Origin of the sequence: Sphingobium sp. LB126 (assembly GCF_002795205.1) — a bacterium.
Classification (GTDB): domain Bacteria; phylum Pseudomonadota; class Alphaproteobacteria; order Sphingomonadales; family Sphingomonadaceae; genus Sphingobium; species Sphingobium chungbukense.
In genome coordinates this window covers 1,429,613-1,446,785 of record NZ_NETV01000001.1, presented here as the reverse complement: position 1 = coordinate 1,446,785, position 17,173 = coordinate 1,429,613, and the positions used below count along the sequence as shown (strand labels likewise).

Below are 17,173 nucleotides of genomic sequence, written 5' to 3'. Positions count from 1 at the left end.
GTTTCGCCTGTCCAGCCCATGTCTTCCCCCATATGCGTGTTGCGCGTCTAAAACGCCTCGCTATGCTGCCCGCCGATCCATTGTTCTTCATGAGGCGCTCATGACCTTTTCCCCATTTTCCTGCCGGGTAGCCCTGATGTTGGGCCTGTCCTCGCTCGCTCTCCTGCCGACCATGCCGGCGGTGGCGGCGCCGAAGGCGCCCGCGGCAACCGGCGTGGAAGCGCCCGCGCCGCTCTCCAGCCTGGTGGCGGCGGTGAACATTCCCTACGAGGAATTCACGCTGAAAAACGGCCTGCGCGTCATCGTTCACACCGACCGCAAGGCGCCGGTCGTCGGCGTATCGATCTGGTATCATGTCGGATCGCGCTTCGAACCGGCGGGCAAGACCGGGTTCGCCCATCTCTTCGAACATCTGATGTTCTATGGTTCGGAAAATGCCGACGGGCCGTTTTTCGGGCGGCTGGAGGATATCGGCGCGACCGACTGGAACGGCACGACTTGGTTCGATCGCACCAATTATTTCGAGACGGTGCCGACCGGCGCGCTCGACCGGGCGCTGTTCCTGGAATCGGACCGTATGGGCCATCTGCTGGGCGCGGTCACCCAGACCAAGCTCGATACCCAGCGCGGCGTCGTGCAGAACGAAAAGCGCATGGGCGAGAATGAGCCCTATGGCCTGGTCGAATACGCCCAGCTCGCCGCGATGCTGCCGGCGGGGCATCCCTATCGCCATTCGACCATCGGTTCGATGGCGGACCTGAACGCGGCCAGCCTGGCCGACGTGCAGACCTGGTTCAAGACGCATTACGGCCCCAATAACGCGGTGCTGGTGCTGGCGGGCGACATCGACGTGCCGACGGCGAAGGCGAAGGTGGAAAAGTGGTTCGGCAACATCCCTGCCGGCCCCGCACCCAAGGATGTGGATGCGACGGTCCCGACGCTGGGGCAGGATGTCGAAAAGGTGATGCACGACAATGTGGCGGCCACCCGGCTCTATCGCAACTGGATCGTGCCGGGCGTCAATTCCGACGATCTGACGCAACTCAATCTCGCGATGGCGGTATTTGGCGGCCTCAAATCCTCGCGGCTCGACAATATCCTCGTGCGGGACGAGAAGGTCGCCGTGGGGGTGAAGGCCAGCATCCAGCCCTTCGAGAAGCTCTCCATCGCCGAGATCACGGTCGATGTGAAGCCGGGGCAGGACCCGGTGGCCGTCGGCAAGCGGCTGGACCAGCTGCTTGCCGATTATCTCGCCAAGGGACCGAGCGCGGACGAGGTACAGCGCGCCGCGACGCAGCAGCTTTCCGGCACGATCGGCGGTCTGGAGAAGGTGGGCGGCTTCAGCGGCAAGGCGGTGACGCTGGCCGAGGGGGCGGTCTATTCCAATGATCCGGCGAAATATAAGCAGGACTTGGAGGCCGCCGCCGCCGCCACACCGCAGTCGGTGAGCGAGGCGGCGCGCAAATGGCTGTCGCGGCCGGTGTTCCGCCTGACCGTGGCGCCGGGCGAACGGTCGGCCGAGGATAATGCGCTGGCGGGCAATGCGACCCATCATCCGGCCTATTTCCGCGATCCCAAAAAGCCCGCGCCGGTCGCGGTGACCCCGCCGCCGCCCACCAAGATCGCCGAACCGGGGATCGAGCCGGTCAAGGATCTGGAATTCCCGGCCGTCGAGCATGCGACGCTCAAGAACGGCATTCCCGTCGTCTTCGCGCGCCGGGCGACGGTGCCGGTGGTGCGGGTGTCGGTGTCCTTCGATGCCGGCAATGCCGCCGACGACAAGGCGAAGCTGGGCACGGCGGGACTGACGACCGCACTGCTGGACGAAGGCACGACCACCCGCAGTTCGGTCCAGATCGCCGAGGAACAGGAACGGCTGGGCGCCTCGATCAGCGCGGGCAACGGCATGGATGCCACCAATGTGGGGCTCTATGCGCTGAAGCCCAATCTGGATGCGTCGCTGGGCCTGCTGGCCGACGTGATCCGTAATCCCGCCTTCGCGCCGACCGAGGTGGAGCGCCTGCGCGGGCAGGTGCTCACCCGCATCAAGGCGGAAAAGACCGAACCCATGCCGATCGCGCAGCGCCTGCTGCCGCCGCTGCTCTATGGTCAGGCGCATCCCTATGGCATTCCCTTCACCGGTTCCGGCACGGAAAGCGGGGTCAAGGCCGTGACGCGGGCTGATCTGGTCGCCTTCCATGACAAATGGCTGCGGCCCGACAATGCGACCATCTTCGTGACCGGCGACACCACCCTGGCCGACGTGATGCCGCTGCTCGAAAAGCGTTTCGGCGACTGGAAAGCGCCGAAGGTCGCCAAGGGCACCAAGCTGTTCCGCATGGACCGCATGATGCGGCCGTCGCGGATCATCCTGGTCGACAAGCCGCAAAGCCCGCAGTCGATGATCCTCGCCGGCCTGCTCACCAACAAGGCGGGCACCGACAATCCCGTGACTCTGATCACCGCCAATGAAGTATTGGGCGGCAGCTCGACCTCGCGCCTCATCATGGACCTGCGCGAGAGCAAGGGCTGGGCCTATTATGCCGGAACCGGGTTGCCGGGCGTCAAGGAAACGATCCCGCTGCTGGTCTATGCCCCGGTGCAGACCGACAAGACCGGCGAATCCATCGTCGCCGCGCGCAAGGATATCAGCGACTTCCTGACCGCCAAGGGCACGACCGAGGCGGAACGCAACCAGACGATCAACAGCCAGATATTGTCGCTGCCCGGCAGCTTCGAAACCTCCTCCGACCTGCTGGGCGCGATGATGCGCAACCGGATGCTGGGGCGGCCGGACGATTATTATGCCAGCCTGCCGGGCGTCTACCGCGCGATGACCGCCGCCGATCTCGACAAGGCGGCCCGGGAGGCGATCAATCCCGACCGGCTGATCTGGGTCGTCGTGGGCGACGCGAAACTCGTGAAACCACAGCTTGACGTCGTTGGCCTTCCGGTGGAAATGGGCACATTGGCCGATTGACGATTACGTAAAGGAGAAGTGCTATGGCAGCAGTGGACGGTGCCTATGATTGCGTGGCGAAGACGCCGATGGGCGACCAGAACGGTGTGTTGACCGTCATCAGTTCGGGCGACAGCTTCCATGGCACTTTTGCCGGCATGATGGGTTCGCTCGACGTGGCCGAGGGCAAGGTCGACGGCAACAAGCTGAGCTGGAAGATGAACATGACCATCCCGATGCCGATGACCCTCGAATGCGAGGCCGAGGTTAGCGGGGACAGCATCACCGGGACGATGCAGCTCGGCGCCTTCGGTGCGGCCGGTTTTTCGGGTACGCGCCGGAACTGAATGGACGGCGAAGTTTGGAAGGGCCGGGAACCGCGAAGTTCCCGGCCCTTTTTCGTGCCGTCGAAAACCGGTCTGATGCGGTCGGGATGGGAATTGGGGCGCGGATCGAAACGAATCTCTTGACCCAAGATATTAGTTAGCTATCTAAGGAAAATGTCCCCTTCGGAATTGAAACGCGCGCTGGCACATAAAATGCCCCAGGTGGCGCGTCAGTGGCGGCAGCTTGCCGATCTTGCGCTTGCCGAACTGGGCGTGTCGAACAGCGCGGGATGGTGCTTGATCTATCTCGACCGGCTGGGTCCGGATATGCGGCAGGCGGATCTGGCGGAAGAACTGGGTATCGCCCAGCCTTCGCTGGTGCGGACGCTGGACCAGTTGCAGGCCGCGGGACTTGTCGAGCGCGTGCCCAACCCGGATGATCGCCGTTCGAACCGAGTCGCCTTCACGCCGGAGGGGCAGGAACTCGTGGGACAGATCGAAGCCAGGCTGGATAATCTGCGGCGCGAGCTGCTGGACGGTGTCCCCGACGCCGCGATCGAGATTGCCGTCAACATGCTGAGCCTGCTGGAACGGCGTATGGGGGAACGGAGAGGACAGTCCTGATGGCTGGTCCGATATGAGCGCCATGATGATGCGAGCGCCGAGATGATCGCCTTTGGCGAGCGTATCGGCTGGCCCGCCGCGCTCTTTTCCCTGAAATGCTTCGCCGCGGCGATGCTGGCGCTCTTCGTCGCGCTCAGCATTGGGCTGGAGCGGCCCTATTGGGCGTTCCTCACCAGCTATATCGTGGCCCAGCCGCTTGCCGGGGCGGTGATTTCCAAGGCGGTGTTCCGCATCATCGGCACGATGGTCGGCGCGATCTTTTCGGTGGCGGTCGTCCCGCCGCTGGTCAACGCGCCGGAAATGCTGTCGCTCGCCATGGCGTTGTGGCTGGCCGTCTGCGTGTTCGTCTCCCTGCTCGACCGCACGCCGCGCTCCTATATGTTCGTGCTGGCGGGCTACAGCGCCTGCCTGATCGTCTTTCCGGACGTCGACACGCCGCAGACCATCTTCACCGTGGCCACGCTGCGCGTCCAGGAAATCACCATCGGCATATTGTGCGGCAGCCTTGTCCATGGTGTCGTTTTCCCCGGTTCCATCACCAATTTGCTGCTGGCGCGGGTGGAGGCGATGCTGCGCGACGCCGAACGCTGGTCGCATGACGCCATTGCGCTCGAACCGGTGGAAGGACTGGCGCAGGAGCGTCGTCGTCTGGCGCAGGACATTACCGAACTGCATCAGATGTCAGTGCATTTGCCCTTCGACATTTCCCGCCTCGCGCCGCGCGTCCGCACGGTGCGTGCGATGCAGGACCAGCTTTCCCTGTTGCTGCCATTGGGGGCCGCGGTGGAAGACCGGCTGGCGATGCTCAAGGCCGCGAATGACGGCATCGTGCCGCCGAAGGTCGCCGGGCTGATCGGCGATGCGCGCACCTGGATCGTGAACCCCGGCCATGAGATTGCGGCCCGCACCGTTGCGGCGGACGCCTTGATCGCGCGTTGCGCGGCCCTGGAGCCGGCGGCCCGGGCGGAAATGGGCTGGGCCGACATGATGCGTCTTAGCATGCTCGCGCGGCTGGCGGCCTTGATCGCGGCGCATCGCGATTGCCGTGATCTTTACGACCAGATGGTGACACACAGGCGCGAAGCCGTCAGCCCCCGCGTCGGCGAATTGCTGGAGGGGCGTCGCAACCGTGAACTGCACAAGGATTATGCCAGGGCGGCGCGCGGTGCCTTCGGCGCCTTCGTCACCCTCGCCCTGGGATGCGCCCTGTGGATCGGCAGCGGCTGGCGGGACGGCGGCACGGCGGTGATGCTGGCGGGCGTGTTCCTCTCGCTTTTCGCCGCGTCCGACAATCCGCTGGCGCCGCTCAAGGGCTTCATGATCGGTACCATCGCCGCTTCATTGCTGGGCGCGATCTACGGCTATGCGATCATGCCCCGGCTCGACGGATTTGCCCTGCTGGCGGCGGCCTATGCGCCGATGCTGCTGTTGCTGGGGACGATGATCGCGTCGCCGCGCTGGGCCGGCATCGCTGTGCCCACATTACTCGGGCTGGGCAGCCCGGTGCTGCTGTCGGATCGCTACAGGGATGCCTTTGCGCTTTACGCGAACGGCACCGTGGCGCAATTGGTCGGCCTCTGGTTCGCGATCATCATGACCGGGCTGTTGCAGTCGGCAGGCGTCGAAGGTGCGGTCCGGCGGACGATGCGCGCGGGTTGGAACGATATCGCCAATCGCGCCACGCTGATGACCCCGCCCGACGTGCGCGGCTGGATAAACCGGATGCTGGACCGCATTGCGTTGCTCGCGCCACGGCTGGCTGCTACGCGGTCGGACAGCGGGCGGCCGCTTTACGATGCGCTGCGCGACCTGCGAACCGGTGTCGCCATCGGTGAACTGCGGCAATTGCGGCTGGACCTGCCCGCGTGGGAAGCGGCGCCGTTGGCCGAGGTGCTGACGGGCGTGGGCATGCATTATCGCGGGCTGGATCCCCACGCCCCCCAGCCCGCGCCGCCCGCCCTGCTGGACGCCATCGACCGGGCGATCGGCGACCTCTCGCGCAATCCCAGCGGCCTGATCCGGCGGGAGGCGGTCCTCGCGCTGGTCAGCCTGCGCCGCAACCTGTTCCCCGACAGCGAAGGCTATCGGAGGGTCGCTGCATGACCGGAGAAATTGCATTGGGGGGCGTCTATGTACCGACCCTGTTGCTGCTGGCACTGGTCGCGCTGATCTTGAGCTGGGGCATAACCCGGCTGATCGGCGCCCTCGGCCTCTATCGTTTCCTTGCCTATCGGGCGGCGGTCGACCTCAGCATTTTCGTGCTGATGCTGGGTGCGCTCGCCATCCTCGTTCCCTCCCTTGGAATCCGTCTATGAACCGCCTTACCGCCATGCTGATCAGGAGTGCTGCCACCATCGTCATCGTCATTGCCGCCGTGCTGGTGGCGGTGTGGATGTGGAACCATTATGAACGCAGCCCCTGGACTCGTGACGGACGCGTGCGCGCCGATGTGGTTCGGGTGACCCCGGATATCGGCGGGCTCGTCACCTCCGTTGCGGTGCATGACAATCAGGCGGTGAAGGCGGGCGACCTGCTGTTCGTGATCGACCGGCCTCGCTATGCGCTGGCGCTGGAGCAGGCGGAGGCGCGGATCGCCAGCGCGAAGGCGACGTTGGGTCAGGCGCGGCGCGAGGCGACACGCGACGTCGCGCTGGGCGATCTGGTGGCGAAGGAAGCCCATGAGCAGAATGTCGCGCGCGTCGCGACGGCGGAGGCCGCGCTGGCCGAGGCGATGAGCGCGCGGGACGCCGCCGGGCTCAACCTCAAGCGGACCCAGGTGGTGGCGTCGGTCAACGGTGTGGTCACGAACCTGGACCTGCATCCGGGCGATTTCGTCGCGGCCGGGCAGCAGGCCATGGCGCTGGTCGACCGCGACAGCCTGCGGATCGAGGGCTATTTCGAGGAAACCAAGCTGCCGATCGTGTGCATCGGCGCACCGGTGACGGTGCGGTTGATGGGCGAGGAACAGGACCTGCACGGGCGGGTCGACAGCATCGCCTACGGCATCAATGATTCGAGCCGGAGCGACAGCGGCAACCTGCTGCCGACGGTCGAGCCGACCTTTTCCTGGGTGCGCCTGGCCCAACGCATTCCGGTACGGGTCAAGCTGACCAAGGTGCCCCCGGAGGTGAAGCTGATCGCCGGGCGCACCGCCACGGTGACGATCGAACCGGCGAGGAAGGGTGCGAAGCCGGGGGCCTGCCGCCATGCGTAAGACGATCGGGACGCCTGTGTTGGCGTTGGTTCTGGCCGCCTGTGCGACGGCGGGGCCGGACTACCGGCCACCGGAAAAGTCGGCGGCCACGGCTCCGGAGGCGCGGGGGGCTTTCCTCTCGGCTCAGGGCGCGGGCTTCAGCAATGCCGAACTGCCCGACCATTGGTGGCGGCTCTATGATGATCCCCGGCTGGATATGCTGGTCGAGCAGGCGCTGGCGGCCAATACCGACCTGCGCGTGGCCGACGCCAATCTGGCGGCGGCGGAAGCCGTGCTGCGCGAGGCGGAGGCAGGACGCACCATCGGCACGGCGGTCGGCGGCGGCGTGACGCTGGCGCGGCCTTCGGGCACGGGCGAGAGCCTGCCGGGCGTGGTCGGCTATGATCTCGGCCTCAGCGCCTCTTATCCGCTCGACCTCAACGGCCGGATCAAGCGCGCGATCGAGGCGAGCACCGCCGATCTGGAAACGGTGGTGGCGGCGCGCGACTATGTCCGCGTCGGTGTCGCAGCGGCGACGGCCCGGGCCTATGCCCAGGTCTGCGCCGCCAATTATTCGCTGACCGTCAACCGCCGGGTGGTGGCCCTACAGCGCGAGACGCTCGATGCGACGCAGCGGCTGTTCAAGGGCGGGCGCGGCACGGCTTTCGACGTCAGCCGGGCGCGGGCGGCGGTCGACGCCAGCGCGGCGAGCCTGCCCGCTTTCGAGGCGCAGCGGCAGAACGGGCTATATCTGCTGGCGACTCTGCTCGGCCGCCCGCCCGCTGATTATCCGAAAGAAGTGGAGGATTGCGCGATCCTGCCCGTGCTGCACGCGCCTCTGCCGGCGGGCGATGGCGCGGCGCTGATCCGGCGGCGCCCCGACATCAGGCAGGCGGAACGCAGCATCGCGGCCGATACGGCCCGCGTCGGCGTGGCGACGGCGGATCTCTATCCGCAGATCAGCATCGGCGGATCGTTGGGGCTTGGCGGGCCGCTCAAGAGCTTCGGGTCCGGAACCAGCTTCGGCATGAGCCTGGGGCCGCTTCTGAGCTGGAGCTTTCCGAACCGACCGGTCGTGAAGGCGCGGATCGCCCAGGCCGATGCGCAGGTGCAGGCCGATCTGGCGCATTTCGACGGAACCGTGCTGGAGGCGTTGCGGCAAACGGAGACGGCGCTGGAGATCTATCGCCGCCATGCCGAACAGGCGGCTGCACTCGACCGGGCGCGGGACAGCGCGGGCGTGTCGGCGGGGCAGGCGGGCAAGCTGTTCCGCTTCGGGCGCGGCGATTTCCTGTCCTTGCTGGATGCGCAGCGGTCGCTCGCCGGCGCGGAGGCCTCGGCGGCGGCGGCGCGGGTGCAACTGGTGCAGGATCAGATCGCCATCTTCCTCGCGCTTGGGGGCGGCTGGTCCTGAAAAGAAAAGCCCGCCGGTCCCTGGAGACCGGCGGGCGTGAAGTTGGTGCGACCCAAAAGCTTCACATGATCAATATTGGACCGTGACCGTCACCGCGCGGCGGTTCTGCGCCCAGGCCGATTCGTCGGACCCCAGGGCAGCCGGGCGTTCCTTGCCATAGCTGACGGTGGTGATGCGGGCGGCGTCTATGCCCAGCGAGGCGAGATAGTTTTTCGCGGCATTGGCGCGACGCTCGCCCAGCGCGATGTTGTAGTCGCGGGTGCCGCGCTCGTCGCAATGGCCTTCGATGGTCACGCGGACATTGGGGTTCTGCTGCAACCAGGCGGCCTGGCTTTGCAGGATCTGCTGGTCCTGCGCGTCGACATCATATTGGTCGGTGCCGAACAGGATGCGGTCAGACGAGACCGAAGCGACGAAATCTTCCTGGCTGCCCTTGACCGGGCCGGAAGGCGTGGCCGGACCCGTGGTCTGCGTGGAGGTGTCGGCGGGCGGCGGCGGCAATTCCTTCGGCGCCTTCTTGGAGCAGGCGGCAAGCGCCACAATGGCGGTAGCCACCAGCAGGGTACGGGAAAGTTTCATCGGGTTGCTCCTCAACACATGTTCTAAAGTCGTTACGTAATCGGGACGATTCGGTTCCGATACAATGTAGATCAGGGCAATAATGGACCCCAGGCCGGATCGGAACCGCTGAGCGGCGTCGGGATCCGCCGCTCGTTCACGCCGGTCAGGTCGACCTGCCACACCTGGCTGTTGCCGTCGCGGCCCGGCGTGGTGCGGAAATATTGCAGCACGCGGCCATTGGGCGACCAACTCGGCTGCTCGTCCTGCCAGCCATTGGTCAGGATGCGCTCATTGCCGCCCGTGGGCGTCATCACCGCGATCTTGAAATCGCCCGAAATCTTGGTGAAGGCGATCAGGTCGCCGCGCGGGCTCCATTCGGGCGTCGCATAGCGGCCGCCACCATGGCTGATCCGGCGCTGGCCCGATCCGTCGGCGTTCATCACATAGATTTGCTGGCTGCCCGACCGGTCGCTTTCGAATACGATCTGGCGGCCGTCGGGCGAATAGCTGCCGCCCACGTCGATGCCCGGCGCGGTCGTCAGACGCACAGGCGCGCCGCCGTCCGCCGCTACGCGATAGATATCGGTATTGCCCGCGATCGCCATGGAGAAGAGGATGTTGCGGCCATCGGGCGACCAGCGCGGTGCGAAGGTCGGGTTGCTGCTTTCCGTCACCAGCCGCTGCCGTCCGGTGCCGATGTCGTAGATATAGATGCGCACCCGGTTGTTCAGGTAGCTCACATAGACGATCGACTTGTAATCCGGCGAGAAACGCGGGGTCAGTGCGATCGACTGGCCGTTGGTGATGAAGCGGTGGTTGGCGCCATCCGAATCCATGATGGCCAGGCGCTTCGTACGGTTCCCCTTGGGGCCGCTTTCCGCGATATAGGCGATGCGGCTGTCGAAGAAGGGGCTTTCGCCCGACAGGCGCGCATAGATGGCGTCGGCGCATTTATGCGCGGCCCGGCGCCAGTCGCGCGGGGCGACGACATAGCCCTGCCGCGTCAATTCCTGCTTCAGCGCCACGTCGTAGAGATAGCAGCCGACGGTGATATCCGCTTCGCCCCCGGTCGTGCGCACGAAGCCCTGCACCAGCGCCTGATAGGCGCCCCATTTGTCATAGGCCGGGCTGGTGACTTCGGGAAAGGCGATGGTCGGGATGCCGCTGGGGCCGGAGGGATCGAACAGGCCCGACCCCTTGAGGTCGGCGGCGATAACCTCGGCGATCTTGCGCCCCAGTTCGCTCGAGGAACCGGCCGGAGTGGATACCTCGGCCTGTGCCGGAAGCGCCGGAACGACGATCTTGAGGTTGGAGGAGGATTCGTCCGTCACATCGACGCTGAGCTGCGCCAGTGAGGTGGGCGCGAACGCCAGCAGCAGCAGCGCCCCCAGCGCGGCCCCCAGTTTTCCTGTCCTGAAGGGTCGGGTCATTGCGATAGCCTCTTGTCGAAGGAGATGCGGAGGGATTTCCAGCCGTCATAGAGATCGGGTGGAAGCTTGAAGGGCGCGGCCAGGCGGATCGCCTTGACCGCGAGTTCCTGGTGCAGCGTCACCTGCGTCCGGTTGCTGGCGGTGATGCCGGTGGTGTTGACGACCTGCGGTTGCCCCGCGAGCGAGCCGTCGCGGGAAAGCTGCACGTCGACGAAGGTGCGGAGCTGCTCGATGTCCGCCCCGCTGGGCGATTTCCAATAGGGTTTGAGCTGACGGCGGATTTCCGCGTCCAGCGCGGCCTTCTGCGCCGGACCCATGGCGGCGGCGGGCGGCGGCGCGGGCTTGCGCGGCGCGTCGTCCTCCGTGTTGATGCCCTTGAGGAAATCCCTGCCGAGCAGCGAGCCTTTCGGCTTTTCGGCCTTGCCCTGGCCCGACGCGCGGGCGGGGGCGGCGGGCTGCGGCCTGGTCGCGGGCTTTTGCGATGCCTTGGCCGGAGCGGCGGCGTCGGGGCGGGGTTTTTCCGGGGCCGCTTTGGGCTTGGCGGGGGCGGGCTTTTCAGCCGCCGGTTGCGGCTTCGGTTTGGCGGCCGGCACGTCCTTCTTCGGCGGTGCGGGGGCCGCTTTGGGCGGCGCAGGCTTTGCCACCGGCTTGGGCGGCGCGGCTTTGGGCGCGGGCGGTGCCGGGGTGGGCTCGGGCCGGGGCGCCGGTTCGGGCTCAGGCGCGGGCGCCGCATCCTCGGTCGGGCCTTGGTCCGGCGCGACGCTGGGCGGCGGAGGTTGGGTCGAAACCTGCGGCGCCATGGATTTCAACGCCACCTCGTCCACCAGGCTGACGTCCATGGGCGGGGAGTTGAGTTTCAACGGATTGGGGGTGGCGAGGAAACCGGACGACAGCAGGCCGAACAGCAGGACATGTCCCGCCGTCGCCACCCCCAGGCCGATTTTCTCCGCACGATCCATAGCCAAGACCTACGGTCCCTATTCTGAACCGCGGCTTGCGCCGCCGTCTTCGGTGCCGGTGCTGACCAGCGCGACCTTGTTCAGGCCCGCCCGGTTCAGCTCACCCATGACCAGCATCACCCGGCCATAGTCCAGACCCTTGTCGGCGCGCAGGAAGATCTGCGGCGGTTCTTCCTTGCCGGCATGGGCGGACATGATCTCTGCCAGGCGGCCGGGCAGCTCGGCATCGCTGATCTGCGCATCGTCGATGAAGACGCCGCCATCACGGTCGATCGAAACCACCGTCGGCTTCTGGTCCTGGTCCAGCCCCTTGGCGCGGGTTTCGGGCAGGTTCACCGGCACACCCGTCACCAGCAGCGGCGCCGTCACCATGAAGATGATCAGCAGCACCAGCATGACGTCGACCAGCGGCGTGACATTGATGTCCGCCATGGGCGCGCGATGACGGCCCCGGCGGCTGGAGGGCGGTCCGGACATGGCCATTATAACCGCCCCTCCGTCATCCCAGCTTCCGCTGGGATCTCAGGCCGGATAGGGCTGCGCTTGAGGCACGAGATCCCAGCTTCCGCTGGGATGACGATGTTGTGGGACAACATCGTCACCGCTGCGCCTCCAGCTCCCGGCTCAGCGTCGAATAGAAACCGTCGGCAAAGCGCGTCAGCCCGGATTCCATGCGATTGATGCCATGGCTGAAGCGGTTATAGGCAATCACCGCCGGGATCGCCGCGAACAGGCCGATGGCGGTGGCGAAGAGCGCCTCGGCAATGCCCGGCGCCACGACCGCGAGCGAGCTGTTCTGCTCCGCTGCGATGCTGGTGAAGGCCCGCATGATGCCCCAAACCGTGCCGAACAGCCCGACGAACGGCGCGACCGATCCGATGGTGGCCAGGATGTTCAGCCGGTCCGACAGCCGGTCGACCTCCGCGCCGATGGTGCTGGTCATGGCGGTGGACAGGCGGTCGCGCGTTCCGTCGCGGTCGATCACCTTCTGCGCGGTCGAGCGGCGCCATTCGGTGACGCCTGCGGCCATCACCTTGGCGGCGGGGAATTCCGCCTTGCCGCGCGCTTCGTAGAAGCGGTCGATATCCTCCGCCTTCCAGAAATCCTGTTCGAAGGCGCGGCTCTGCCGGCTCGCCTTGCGCAGCGTGAAGCTGAAACCGATGATCATCGCCCAGGTCCAGATGCTGGCCAGCAGCAGGCCCAGCATCACCACCTTCACGACGATGTCGGCCTGAAGAAACAGGGCCAGCGGCGAAATGGTGGCGGCTTGCGCGGCATTGCCGACTGCAAGGCCAACGTCGGGCATCGAAAGGCTCATGGGTTGATGTCTTCCCCTCTCATCAAGCGGCTGAAAATGTCGATCCAGGGCTTTGGTTGCCGGCGCGGGCGGCCCTGGGGTGTCAGAAAGGCGACGAAAACATCGCCCTGCGTCAGTATTTCCCCATCGCGCATGACCGTCTGATGAATGGAACATGAAGCGGCGCCGACTTTCGTGACGCGGCTCACCACCATCAGGTCATCATCCAGCCGAGCGGGGCGGCGATAATGGAGCTGGAGGTCGGTGACGGCATAGACGCCCTCGCCCTCCTCCAGATTGCCGCGCTGGTCGATCCCCGCGACGCGCAGCATGTCCGACCGCGCCCGCTCCATATAGCGCAGATAATTGGCGTGGTAGACGAGGCCGGACAGATCGGTATCCTCGAAATAGACGCGCAGCGGGAAATGATGCACGGCGGCGATGAACCTTCCGGTCGCCGGCGCGGGCAGCAGGTCTGAAACGGACATGCCGGGGCTTTTAACCATCAAGCAGGCACGGCGCAAAGCCGGAAATTACGGAAAGATCAGCACTCCGCCGACCGTCCGGGGCTTTCCGTCCGCTTTCATCCGTCTGGAAGCTCTGGCGGCCTGCCTGTCATGGCGTTACGGGGACTGGCAAGACCGACAAAGGCCGATTCAGTGCAGAAAGGTTCGAGGAATGACAGATATCCGAACGGTGGGAGTGATCGGCGCAGGCCAGATGGGCGCGGGCATCGCGCAGGTGGCGGCGCAGGCAGGCTATGAGGTGATCCTGTCCGACGTCGACCTGCCGCGCGCGCAAAAGGGCCGCGACGGCATCATCCGCCTGCTGGCCAAGGCGGTGGAAAAGGGCAAGCTGGCACAGGTCGACGCCGACGCCGCCATCGCCCGGATCACGCCGGTGGGCGAAGTCGCGCCGCTGGCCGCCTGCCAGTTGGTGATCGAAGCCGCGACCGAGCGGGAAGAGATCAAGCGCGCCATTTTCGCCAATGTCGGCGCCTTGCTGGGGCAGGACGCGATCCTGGCGTCGAACACCTCCTCCATCCCGATCACTCGGCTGGCGCAGGCGGCGCCCGATGCCAGCCGCTTCGTGGGCGTGCATTTCTTCAATCCGGTGCCGGTGATGGCGCTGGTCGAGGTCATTCGCGGCCTCGCCACCAGCGCGGAAACGGTGAGCGCGGTCGAAGCCTTCGCCGCCAGCCTCGGCAAGCAGGTGGTGCATGCCTTCGACGCGCCGGGCTTCGTGGTGAACCGTATCCTGCTGCCGATGCTCAACGAGGCGATCTTCGCCCTGGGTGAGGGCGTGGGCAGCGTCGTCGACATCGACAAGGGCGTGATGCTGGGCCTCAACCATCCCATGGGCCCGTTGACCCTGGCGGATTTCGTGGGTCTCGATACCTGCCTGGAAATCTGCAAGGTGCTTCAGGGGACGACCGGCGATCCGAAATATCGCCCCGCGCCGCTGCTGGTCAAATATGTCGAGGCGGGCTGGCTGGGCCGCAAGACCGGCAAGGGCTTCTACGACTATTCGGGCGCGGAGCCGGTTCCGACGCGATAGGAGGGGAGACGCTCTCCCTCTGGTCGTCGCCCCGGATCAAATCCGGGGTGACGGAGGTGGGATGGGATCGGCGCCTTACCCCGCACTCAATCCATGCTTCTTCATGCAGTGGCGAAGCTGGTCATAGCTTAGCCCCAATCCCTTGGCGGTTGCGCGCTGGTTGTAGCGATAGCGCTCCAGCGCGGCCCGCACGATCGCCGCCTCATGCGCGTCGACGGCGGATTTGAGGTCGCTGATGATCTCGAAACTGATGGCGGGCGCAGCGGCGGGTGGCGCGCTTGCCATTCCTGCGACAGGCGCGGTCGCCATCAACGGCCTGGGTTTCCACGGCGAGGCGAAGGGATCGAACATGATCGCGGCGATCGGCCGCGCCGGTTCGTTCCAGCGATAGACGGCCCGCTCCACCACATTGCGCAGTTCGCGCACATTGCCGGGCCAGTCATGCGCTTCCAGTTCGGCCATGCAGGCGGCCGAAAAGCCCGGCCATTGCGGCCAGCCGATCTCCGCTCCCATACGCCGCCCGAAATGGTCGGCAAGCACCGGGACATCCCCTTCCCGCGCTCGCAGCGGCGGCAGGGTGATGACCTCGAAACTCAGCCGGTCGAGCAGGTCGGGCCGGAACCGTCCGGCATCGGCGGCGGCAGGCAGATCCTCATTGGTGGCCGCGACGATCCGGACGTCCACCATGATCGGCTTCGACGCGCCGATCCGCGTCACCTCGCCATATTCGATCACGCGGAGCAGCCGTTCCTGCGCGGCCATGGATAATGTGCCCAGCTCGTCCAGGAACAGCGTGCCGCCATCCGCCTCCTCGAACCGCCCGGCCCTTGCCCGTGCCGCCCCGGTGAAGGCACCCTGCTCATGGCCGAACAATTCCGCCTCGATCAGCGTTTCCGGCAGCGCCGCGCAATTCATGATGATCAGCGGACCGTCCCAGCGCGGCGACAGGCGATGGAGGCGTTCGGCGATCAGTTCCTTGCCCGTCCCGCGTTCCCCGATCACCAGGACCGGTCGGTTCAGCTCGGCGGCCCGCCCCGCCTGTTCGACCGCGTCCAGAAAGGCCAGCGATTGACCGACGAACTGGGTATTTTTCTCCATGCGCCAACTTATGGTGAAATTTCCCACCTTTCGGCAAGCGTTATTCTTGGACGCGTGTAAAAAACCTCGAAATTCCGCCATTTCCTGAAATTGGCACGGCTTCTGCAAAGTCGGATGGCGAAGCCGCTGACAGATCAAGCGGCACATATTTGAAGGCCAGGGTTCAGGAGTATAACATGGAAAAGCAAAGCAGCAGCGTTCGCGAAATCGGCCAGTTCCTGTCCGTCGCCATCGTCTCCGTCCTGTTCGGATCGACCTTGATCCTTTCGGCGGTCGGCCCGGCCCGTGCCAGCGAAGGGCCCATGCTCGCGAACCATGATTGCCCCGCGGTCCAGCATTATCTGGCGTAAGGCCGCCTCACAGTTCGTACCAGGAGTGAAGTTCAAATGGGTATTTTCTCCCGCACCCGCGACATCATCGCCGCCAATGTCACCGACCTGCTCGACCGGGCGGAAGACCCGGCGAAGATGATCCGCATGATCATCCTCGAAATGGAGGAGACTCTGGTCGAGGTGCGCGCGTCCGCCGCCCGCACCATCGCCGACCAGAAGGAAATGCGGCGTCACATCGCCAAGCTTCAGGGCTTGCAGGATAGCTGGACCGAAAAGGCCCAGCTCGCCCTCAGCAAGGAGCGTGAGGATCTGGCCAAGGCCGCTCTGCTCGAAAAGCAGAAGGCGGCCGACATGGCGGAGCAGCTTTCCCATGAGATCGAAGTGCTGGATGAATCGCTGCGCGCCTCGGAAGAGGATATCGCCAAGCTCCAGGCCAAGCTGCGCGAGGCCCGTGCCCGCCAGAACAGCCTTGTGACCCGGATGGAAAGCGCCCAGAATCGCCTCCGCGTCCGTGAAGCCTATGCCGGCGAGAAGGTGAACGACGCCTTCGCCCGCTTCGAGATGCTGGAGCGCCGCGTCGACATGGCCGAAGGCCGCGCCGATGCCGCCGGCCTTGGCCAACAGCCCAAGACGCTGGAGGAAGAGATTGCCGAGCTGCGGAGCAGCGACAAGGTCGATGCCGAACTCGCCGCCCTCAAGGCCCAAATGGGCGGGGCCAGCATGCAGAAGGGAGAATGACGCATGGAGGACGTGTTCCTGCCCATCATGATCTGCGGCATGCTGTTCATCGGCATGCCCTGGCTGATCTTCCACTATGTCACCAAGTGGAAACAGGCCCCCAAGATCACCGATGAGGATGAGCGGCTGCTGGACGAACTGCATTTGCTCGCCCGGCGGCTGGAGGAGCGGCTGCAGACGGTCGAACGGATCGTCGCCGCCGACAACCCCGATTTCCGCCCCGCCCGTCCGTCGCAGGACGATGGTTATGATTTTGACCGGAGAAACTGAGATGGCTGCCCGTCGCACCAAATTCTATCTCGACAAGCAGAACGGCAAGTGGATGGGCGTATGCGCCGGTATTGCCGACTATACGGGGATCGACGTGCTGTGGGTCCGGGTCGGTGCCGTGCTGGTGACGCTGATGGGGGCCTTCCCCTGGACGCTGATCGCCTATTTCGTGGTTGCCTATTTTGCCGAGAACAAGCCGGTGGGCCTCTATGCCGACCGCGATGACGAGAAATTCTGGCAGGGCGTGCGCACCAATCCGGCGCGCTCCACCCGCGATGTCCGGTCGAAGTTCCGTGACATCGACCGCCGTCTGGCCGACATCGAAACCTATTATACCAGCCGCAACACCCGCCTGGCCGACGAGATCGACAGCCTGCGCTGAGCGGCAAGGGGAACGCCGTTCATCGAACCGATA

Annotated in this window: 19 protein-coding genes; 12 read left to right on the top strand and 7 right to left on the bottom strand. The window is 65.7% G+C overall.

Features of this window, described 5'->3' with window-relative positions; all coding sequences use genetic code 11:
- Window positions 1-100: 100 nt before the first annotated feature.
- The 7 genes from CAF53_RS07115 to CAF53_RS07085 all read left to right on the top strand — a co-directional run bounded on the left by CAF53_RS07115 (window position 101) and on the right by CAF53_RS07085 (window position 8,516).
- The gene (locus CAF53_RS07115) at window positions 101-2,980 is read left to right on the top strand and encodes a pitrilysin family protein (RefSeq protein WP_100237687.1); all 2,880 of its coding nucleotides are present in this window, start codon (window positions 101-103) and stop codon (window positions 2,978-2,980) included.
- A 23-nt stretch (window positions 2,981-3,003) separates the two neighbouring features.
- A complete protein-coding gene (locus CAF53_RS07110; protein WP_046762002.1) occupies window positions 3,004-3,306 on the top strand; it encodes a hypothetical protein in 303 nt (100 codons plus the stop codon).
- A 153-nt stretch (window positions 3,307-3,459) separates the two neighbouring features.
- Window positions 3,460-3,909: a MarR family transcriptional regulator gene (locus CAF53_RS07105; RefSeq protein WP_046762001.1), complete on the top strand. Its 450-nt coding sequence runs from the start codon at window positions 3,460-3,462 to the stop codon at window positions 3,907-3,909.
- 42 nt (window positions 3,910-3,951) lie between these two features.
- Complete coding sequence (locus CAF53_RS07100; protein ID WP_100237686.1) at window positions 3,952-6,012, top strand: FUSC family protein; 2,061 nt, start codon at window positions 3,952-3,954, stop codon at window positions 6,010-6,012.
- Window positions 6,009-6,224, top strand: a complete 216-nt coding sequence (locus CAF53_RS07095; protein ID WP_046761999.1) for a DUF1656 domain-containing protein — start codon at window positions 6,009-6,011, stop codon at window positions 6,222-6,224. Before CAF53_RS07100 ends, CAF53_RS07095 begins: the two co-directional genes overlap by 4 nt.
- On the top strand, window positions 6,221-7,123 hold the full coding sequence (locus CAF53_RS07090) for an efflux RND transporter periplasmic adaptor subunit (RefSeq protein ID WP_046761998.1): 903 nt from the start codon (window positions 6,221-6,223) through the stop codon (window positions 7,121-7,123). Before CAF53_RS07095 ends, CAF53_RS07090 begins: the two co-directional genes overlap by 4 nt.
- On the top strand, window positions 7,116-8,516 hold the full coding sequence (locus tag CAF53_RS07085) for an efflux transporter outer membrane subunit (RefSeq protein WP_100237685.1): 1,401 nt from the start codon (window positions 7,116-7,118) through the stop codon (window positions 8,514-8,516). The genes CAF53_RS07090 and CAF53_RS07085 overlap by 8 nt, the downstream gene beginning before the upstream one ends.
- 69 nt (window positions 8,517-8,585) lie before the next feature.
- On the opposite strand, the gene pal is transcribed toward CAF53_RS07085, so the two are convergent.
- From pal to CAF53_RS07055, 6 genes are all read right to left on the bottom strand, one after another.
- Complete coding sequence (gene pal, locus CAF53_RS07080) at window positions 8,586-9,095, bottom strand: peptidoglycan-associated lipoprotein Pal (protein WP_046761996.1); 510 nt, start codon at window positions 9,093-9,095, stop codon at window positions 8,586-8,588.
- Window positions 9,096-9,166: 71 nt separating this feature from the next.
- Complete coding sequence (tolB, locus tag CAF53_RS07075) at window positions 9,167-10,507, bottom strand: Tol-Pal system beta propeller repeat protein TolB (protein ID WP_100237684.1); 1,341 nt, start codon at window positions 10,505-10,507, stop codon at window positions 9,167-9,169.
- Window positions 10,504-11,466 carry a cell envelope biogenesis protein TolA gene (locus CAF53_RS07070; protein ID WP_100237683.1) on the bottom strand — a complete coding sequence of 321 codons (963 nt, stop codon included), beginning with the start codon at window positions 11,464-11,466 and terminating at the stop codon, window positions 10,504-10,506. The genes tolB and CAF53_RS07070 overlap by 4 nt, the downstream gene beginning before the upstream one ends.
- 18 nt (window positions 11,467-11,484) lie before the next feature.
- Window positions 11,485-11,949 (bottom strand): protein TolR, encoded by a 465-nt coding sequence (gene tolR / locus CAF53_RS07065; protein ID WP_046761994.1) that lies wholly within the window; start codon window positions 11,947-11,949, stop codon window positions 11,485-11,487.
- A gap of 115 nt (window positions 11,950-12,064) precedes the next feature.
- Window positions 12,065-12,784, bottom strand: a complete 720-nt coding sequence (tolQ, locus tag CAF53_RS07060) for a protein TolQ (protein ID WP_046761993.1) — start codon at window positions 12,782-12,784, stop codon at window positions 12,065-12,067.
- The gene (locus tag CAF53_RS07055; RefSeq protein WP_100237682.1) at window positions 12,781-13,251 is read right to left on the bottom strand and encodes a YbgC/FadM family acyl-CoA thioesterase; all 471 of its coding nucleotides are present in this window, start codon (window positions 13,249-13,251) and stop codon (window positions 12,781-12,783) included. Before CAF53_RS07055 ends, tolQ begins: the two co-directional genes overlap by 4 nt.
- Window positions 13,252-13,441: 190 nt before the next feature.
- Between CAF53_RS07055 and CAF53_RS07050 the strand changes: the two genes are divergently transcribed.
- Window positions 13,442-14,320 (top strand): 3-hydroxybutyryl-CoA dehydrogenase, encoded by an 879-nt coding sequence (locus CAF53_RS07050; RefSeq protein WP_100237681.1) that lies wholly within the window; start codon window positions 13,442-13,444, stop codon window positions 14,318-14,320.
- Window positions 14,321-14,395: 75 nt separating this feature from the next.
- Here the strand turns inward: CAF53_RS07050 and pspF are convergent, their stop codons facing one another.
- Window positions 14,396-15,418, bottom strand: coding sequence for a phage shock protein operon transcriptional activator (gene pspF / locus CAF53_RS07045; RefSeq protein ID WP_046761990.1), 1,023 nt, complete (start codon window positions 15,416-15,418; stop codon window positions 14,396-14,398).
- 176 nt (window positions 15,419-15,594) lie between these two features.
- Between pspF and CAF53_RS27495 the strand changes: the two genes are divergently transcribed.
- Genes CAF53_RS27495 through pspC form a run of 4 tightly spaced genes read left to right on the top strand, consistent with a single transcriptional unit; the run spans window position 15,595 to window position 17,140 of the window.
- The gene (locus CAF53_RS27495; RefSeq protein WP_197707377.1) at window positions 15,595-15,768 is read left to right on the top strand and encodes a hypothetical protein; all 174 of its coding nucleotides are present in this window, start codon (window positions 15,595-15,597) and stop codon (window positions 15,766-15,768) included.
- 36 nt (window positions 15,769-15,804) lie between these two features.
- Window positions 15,805-16,488, top strand: coding sequence for a phage shock protein PspA (gene pspA / locus CAF53_RS07040; RefSeq protein ID WP_046761989.1), 684 nt, complete (start codon window positions 15,805-15,807; stop codon window positions 16,486-16,488).
- A gap of 3 nt (window positions 16,489-16,491) precedes the next feature.
- The gene (gene pspB, locus CAF53_RS07035) at window positions 16,492-16,758 is read left to right on the top strand and encodes an envelope stress response membrane protein PspB (protein WP_046761988.1); all 267 of its coding nucleotides are present in this window, start codon (window positions 16,492-16,494) and stop codon (window positions 16,756-16,758) included.
- Between the two features lies 1 nt (window position 16,759).
- Window positions 16,760-17,140 (top strand): envelope stress response membrane protein PspC, encoded by a 381-nt coding sequence (gene pspC, locus CAF53_RS07030; RefSeq protein ID WP_046761987.1) that lies wholly within the window; start codon window positions 16,760-16,762, stop codon window positions 17,138-17,140.
- Window positions 17,141-17,173: the final 33 nt, after the last annotated feature.

Excerpts from the sequence above, each read along its gene's own strand:
- CAF53_RS07095 (WP_046761999.1), top strand. The coding sequence starts at position 6,009 with ATGACCGGAGAAATTGCATTGGGGGGCGTCTATGTACCGACCCTGTTG.
- CAF53_RS07055 (WP_100237682.1), bottom strand. The coding sequence starts at position 13,251 with ATGTCCGTTTCAGACCTGCTGCCCGCGCCGGCGACCGGAAGGTTCATC.
- pal (WP_046761996.1), bottom strand. The coding sequence starts at position 9,095 with ATGAAACTTTCCCGTACCCTGCTGGTGGCTACCGCCATTGTGGCGCTT.
- CAF53_RS07085 (WP_100237685.1), top strand. The coding sequence starts at position 7,116 with ATGCGTAAGACGATCGGGACGCCTGTGTTGGCGTTGGTTCTGGCCGCC.
- CAF53_RS07070 (WP_100237683.1), bottom strand. The coding sequence starts at position 11,466 with ATGGATCGTGCGGAGAAAATCGGCCTGGGGGTGGCGACGGCGGGACAT.
- tolQ (WP_046761993.1), bottom strand. The coding sequence starts at position 12,784 with ATGAGCCTTTCGATGCCCGACGTTGGCCTTGCAGTCGGCAATGCCGCG.
- CAF53_RS07110 (WP_046762002.1), top strand. The coding sequence starts at position 3,004 with ATGGCAGCAGTGGACGGTGCCTATGATTGCGTGGCGAAGACGCCGATG.
- pspC (WP_046761987.1), top strand. The coding sequence starts at position 16,760 with ATGGCTGCCCGTCGCACCAAATTCTATCTCGACAAGCAGAACGGCAAG.
- CAF53_RS07090 (WP_046761998.1), top strand. The coding sequence starts at position 6,221 with ATGAACCGCCTTACCGCCATGCTGATCAGGAGTGCTGCCACCATCGTC.
- tolB (WP_100237684.1), bottom strand. The coding sequence starts at position 10,507 with ATGACCCGACCCTTCAGGACAGGAAAACTGGGGGCCGCGCTGGGGGCG.
- CAF53_RS07100 (WP_100237686.1), top strand. The coding sequence starts at position 3,952 with ATGATCGCCTTTGGCGAGCGTATCGGCTGGCCCGCCGCGCTCTTTTCC.
- pspB (WP_046761988.1), top strand. The coding sequence starts at position 16,492 with ATGGAGGACGTGTTCCTGCCCATCATGATCTGCGGCATGCTGTTCATC.
- tolR (WP_046761994.1), bottom strand. The coding sequence starts at position 11,949 with ATGGCCATGTCCGGACCGCCCTCCAGCCGCCGGGGCCGTCATCGCGCG.
- pspF (WP_046761990.1), bottom strand. The coding sequence starts at position 15,418 with ATGGAGAAAAATACCCAGTTCGTCGGTCAATCGCTGGCCTTTCTGGAC.
- pspA (WP_046761989.1), top strand. The coding sequence starts at position 15,805 with ATGGGTATTTTCTCCCGCACCCGCGACATCATCGCCGCCAATGTCACC.
- CAF53_RS07105 (WP_046762001.1), top strand. The coding sequence starts at position 3,460 with ATGTCCCCTTCGGAATTGAAACGCGCGCTGGCACATAAAATGCCCCAG.
- CAF53_RS27495 (WP_197707377.1), top strand. The coding sequence starts at position 15,595 with ATGGAAAAGCAAAGCAGCAGCGTTCGCGAAATCGGCCAGTTCCTGTCC.
- CAF53_RS07050 (WP_100237681.1), top strand. The coding sequence starts at position 13,442 with ATGACAGATATCCGAACGGTGGGAGTGATCGGCGCAGGCCAGATGGGC.
- CAF53_RS07115 (WP_100237687.1), top strand. The coding sequence starts at position 101 with ATGACCTTTTCCCCATTTTCCTGCCGGGTAGCCCTGATGTTGGGCCTG.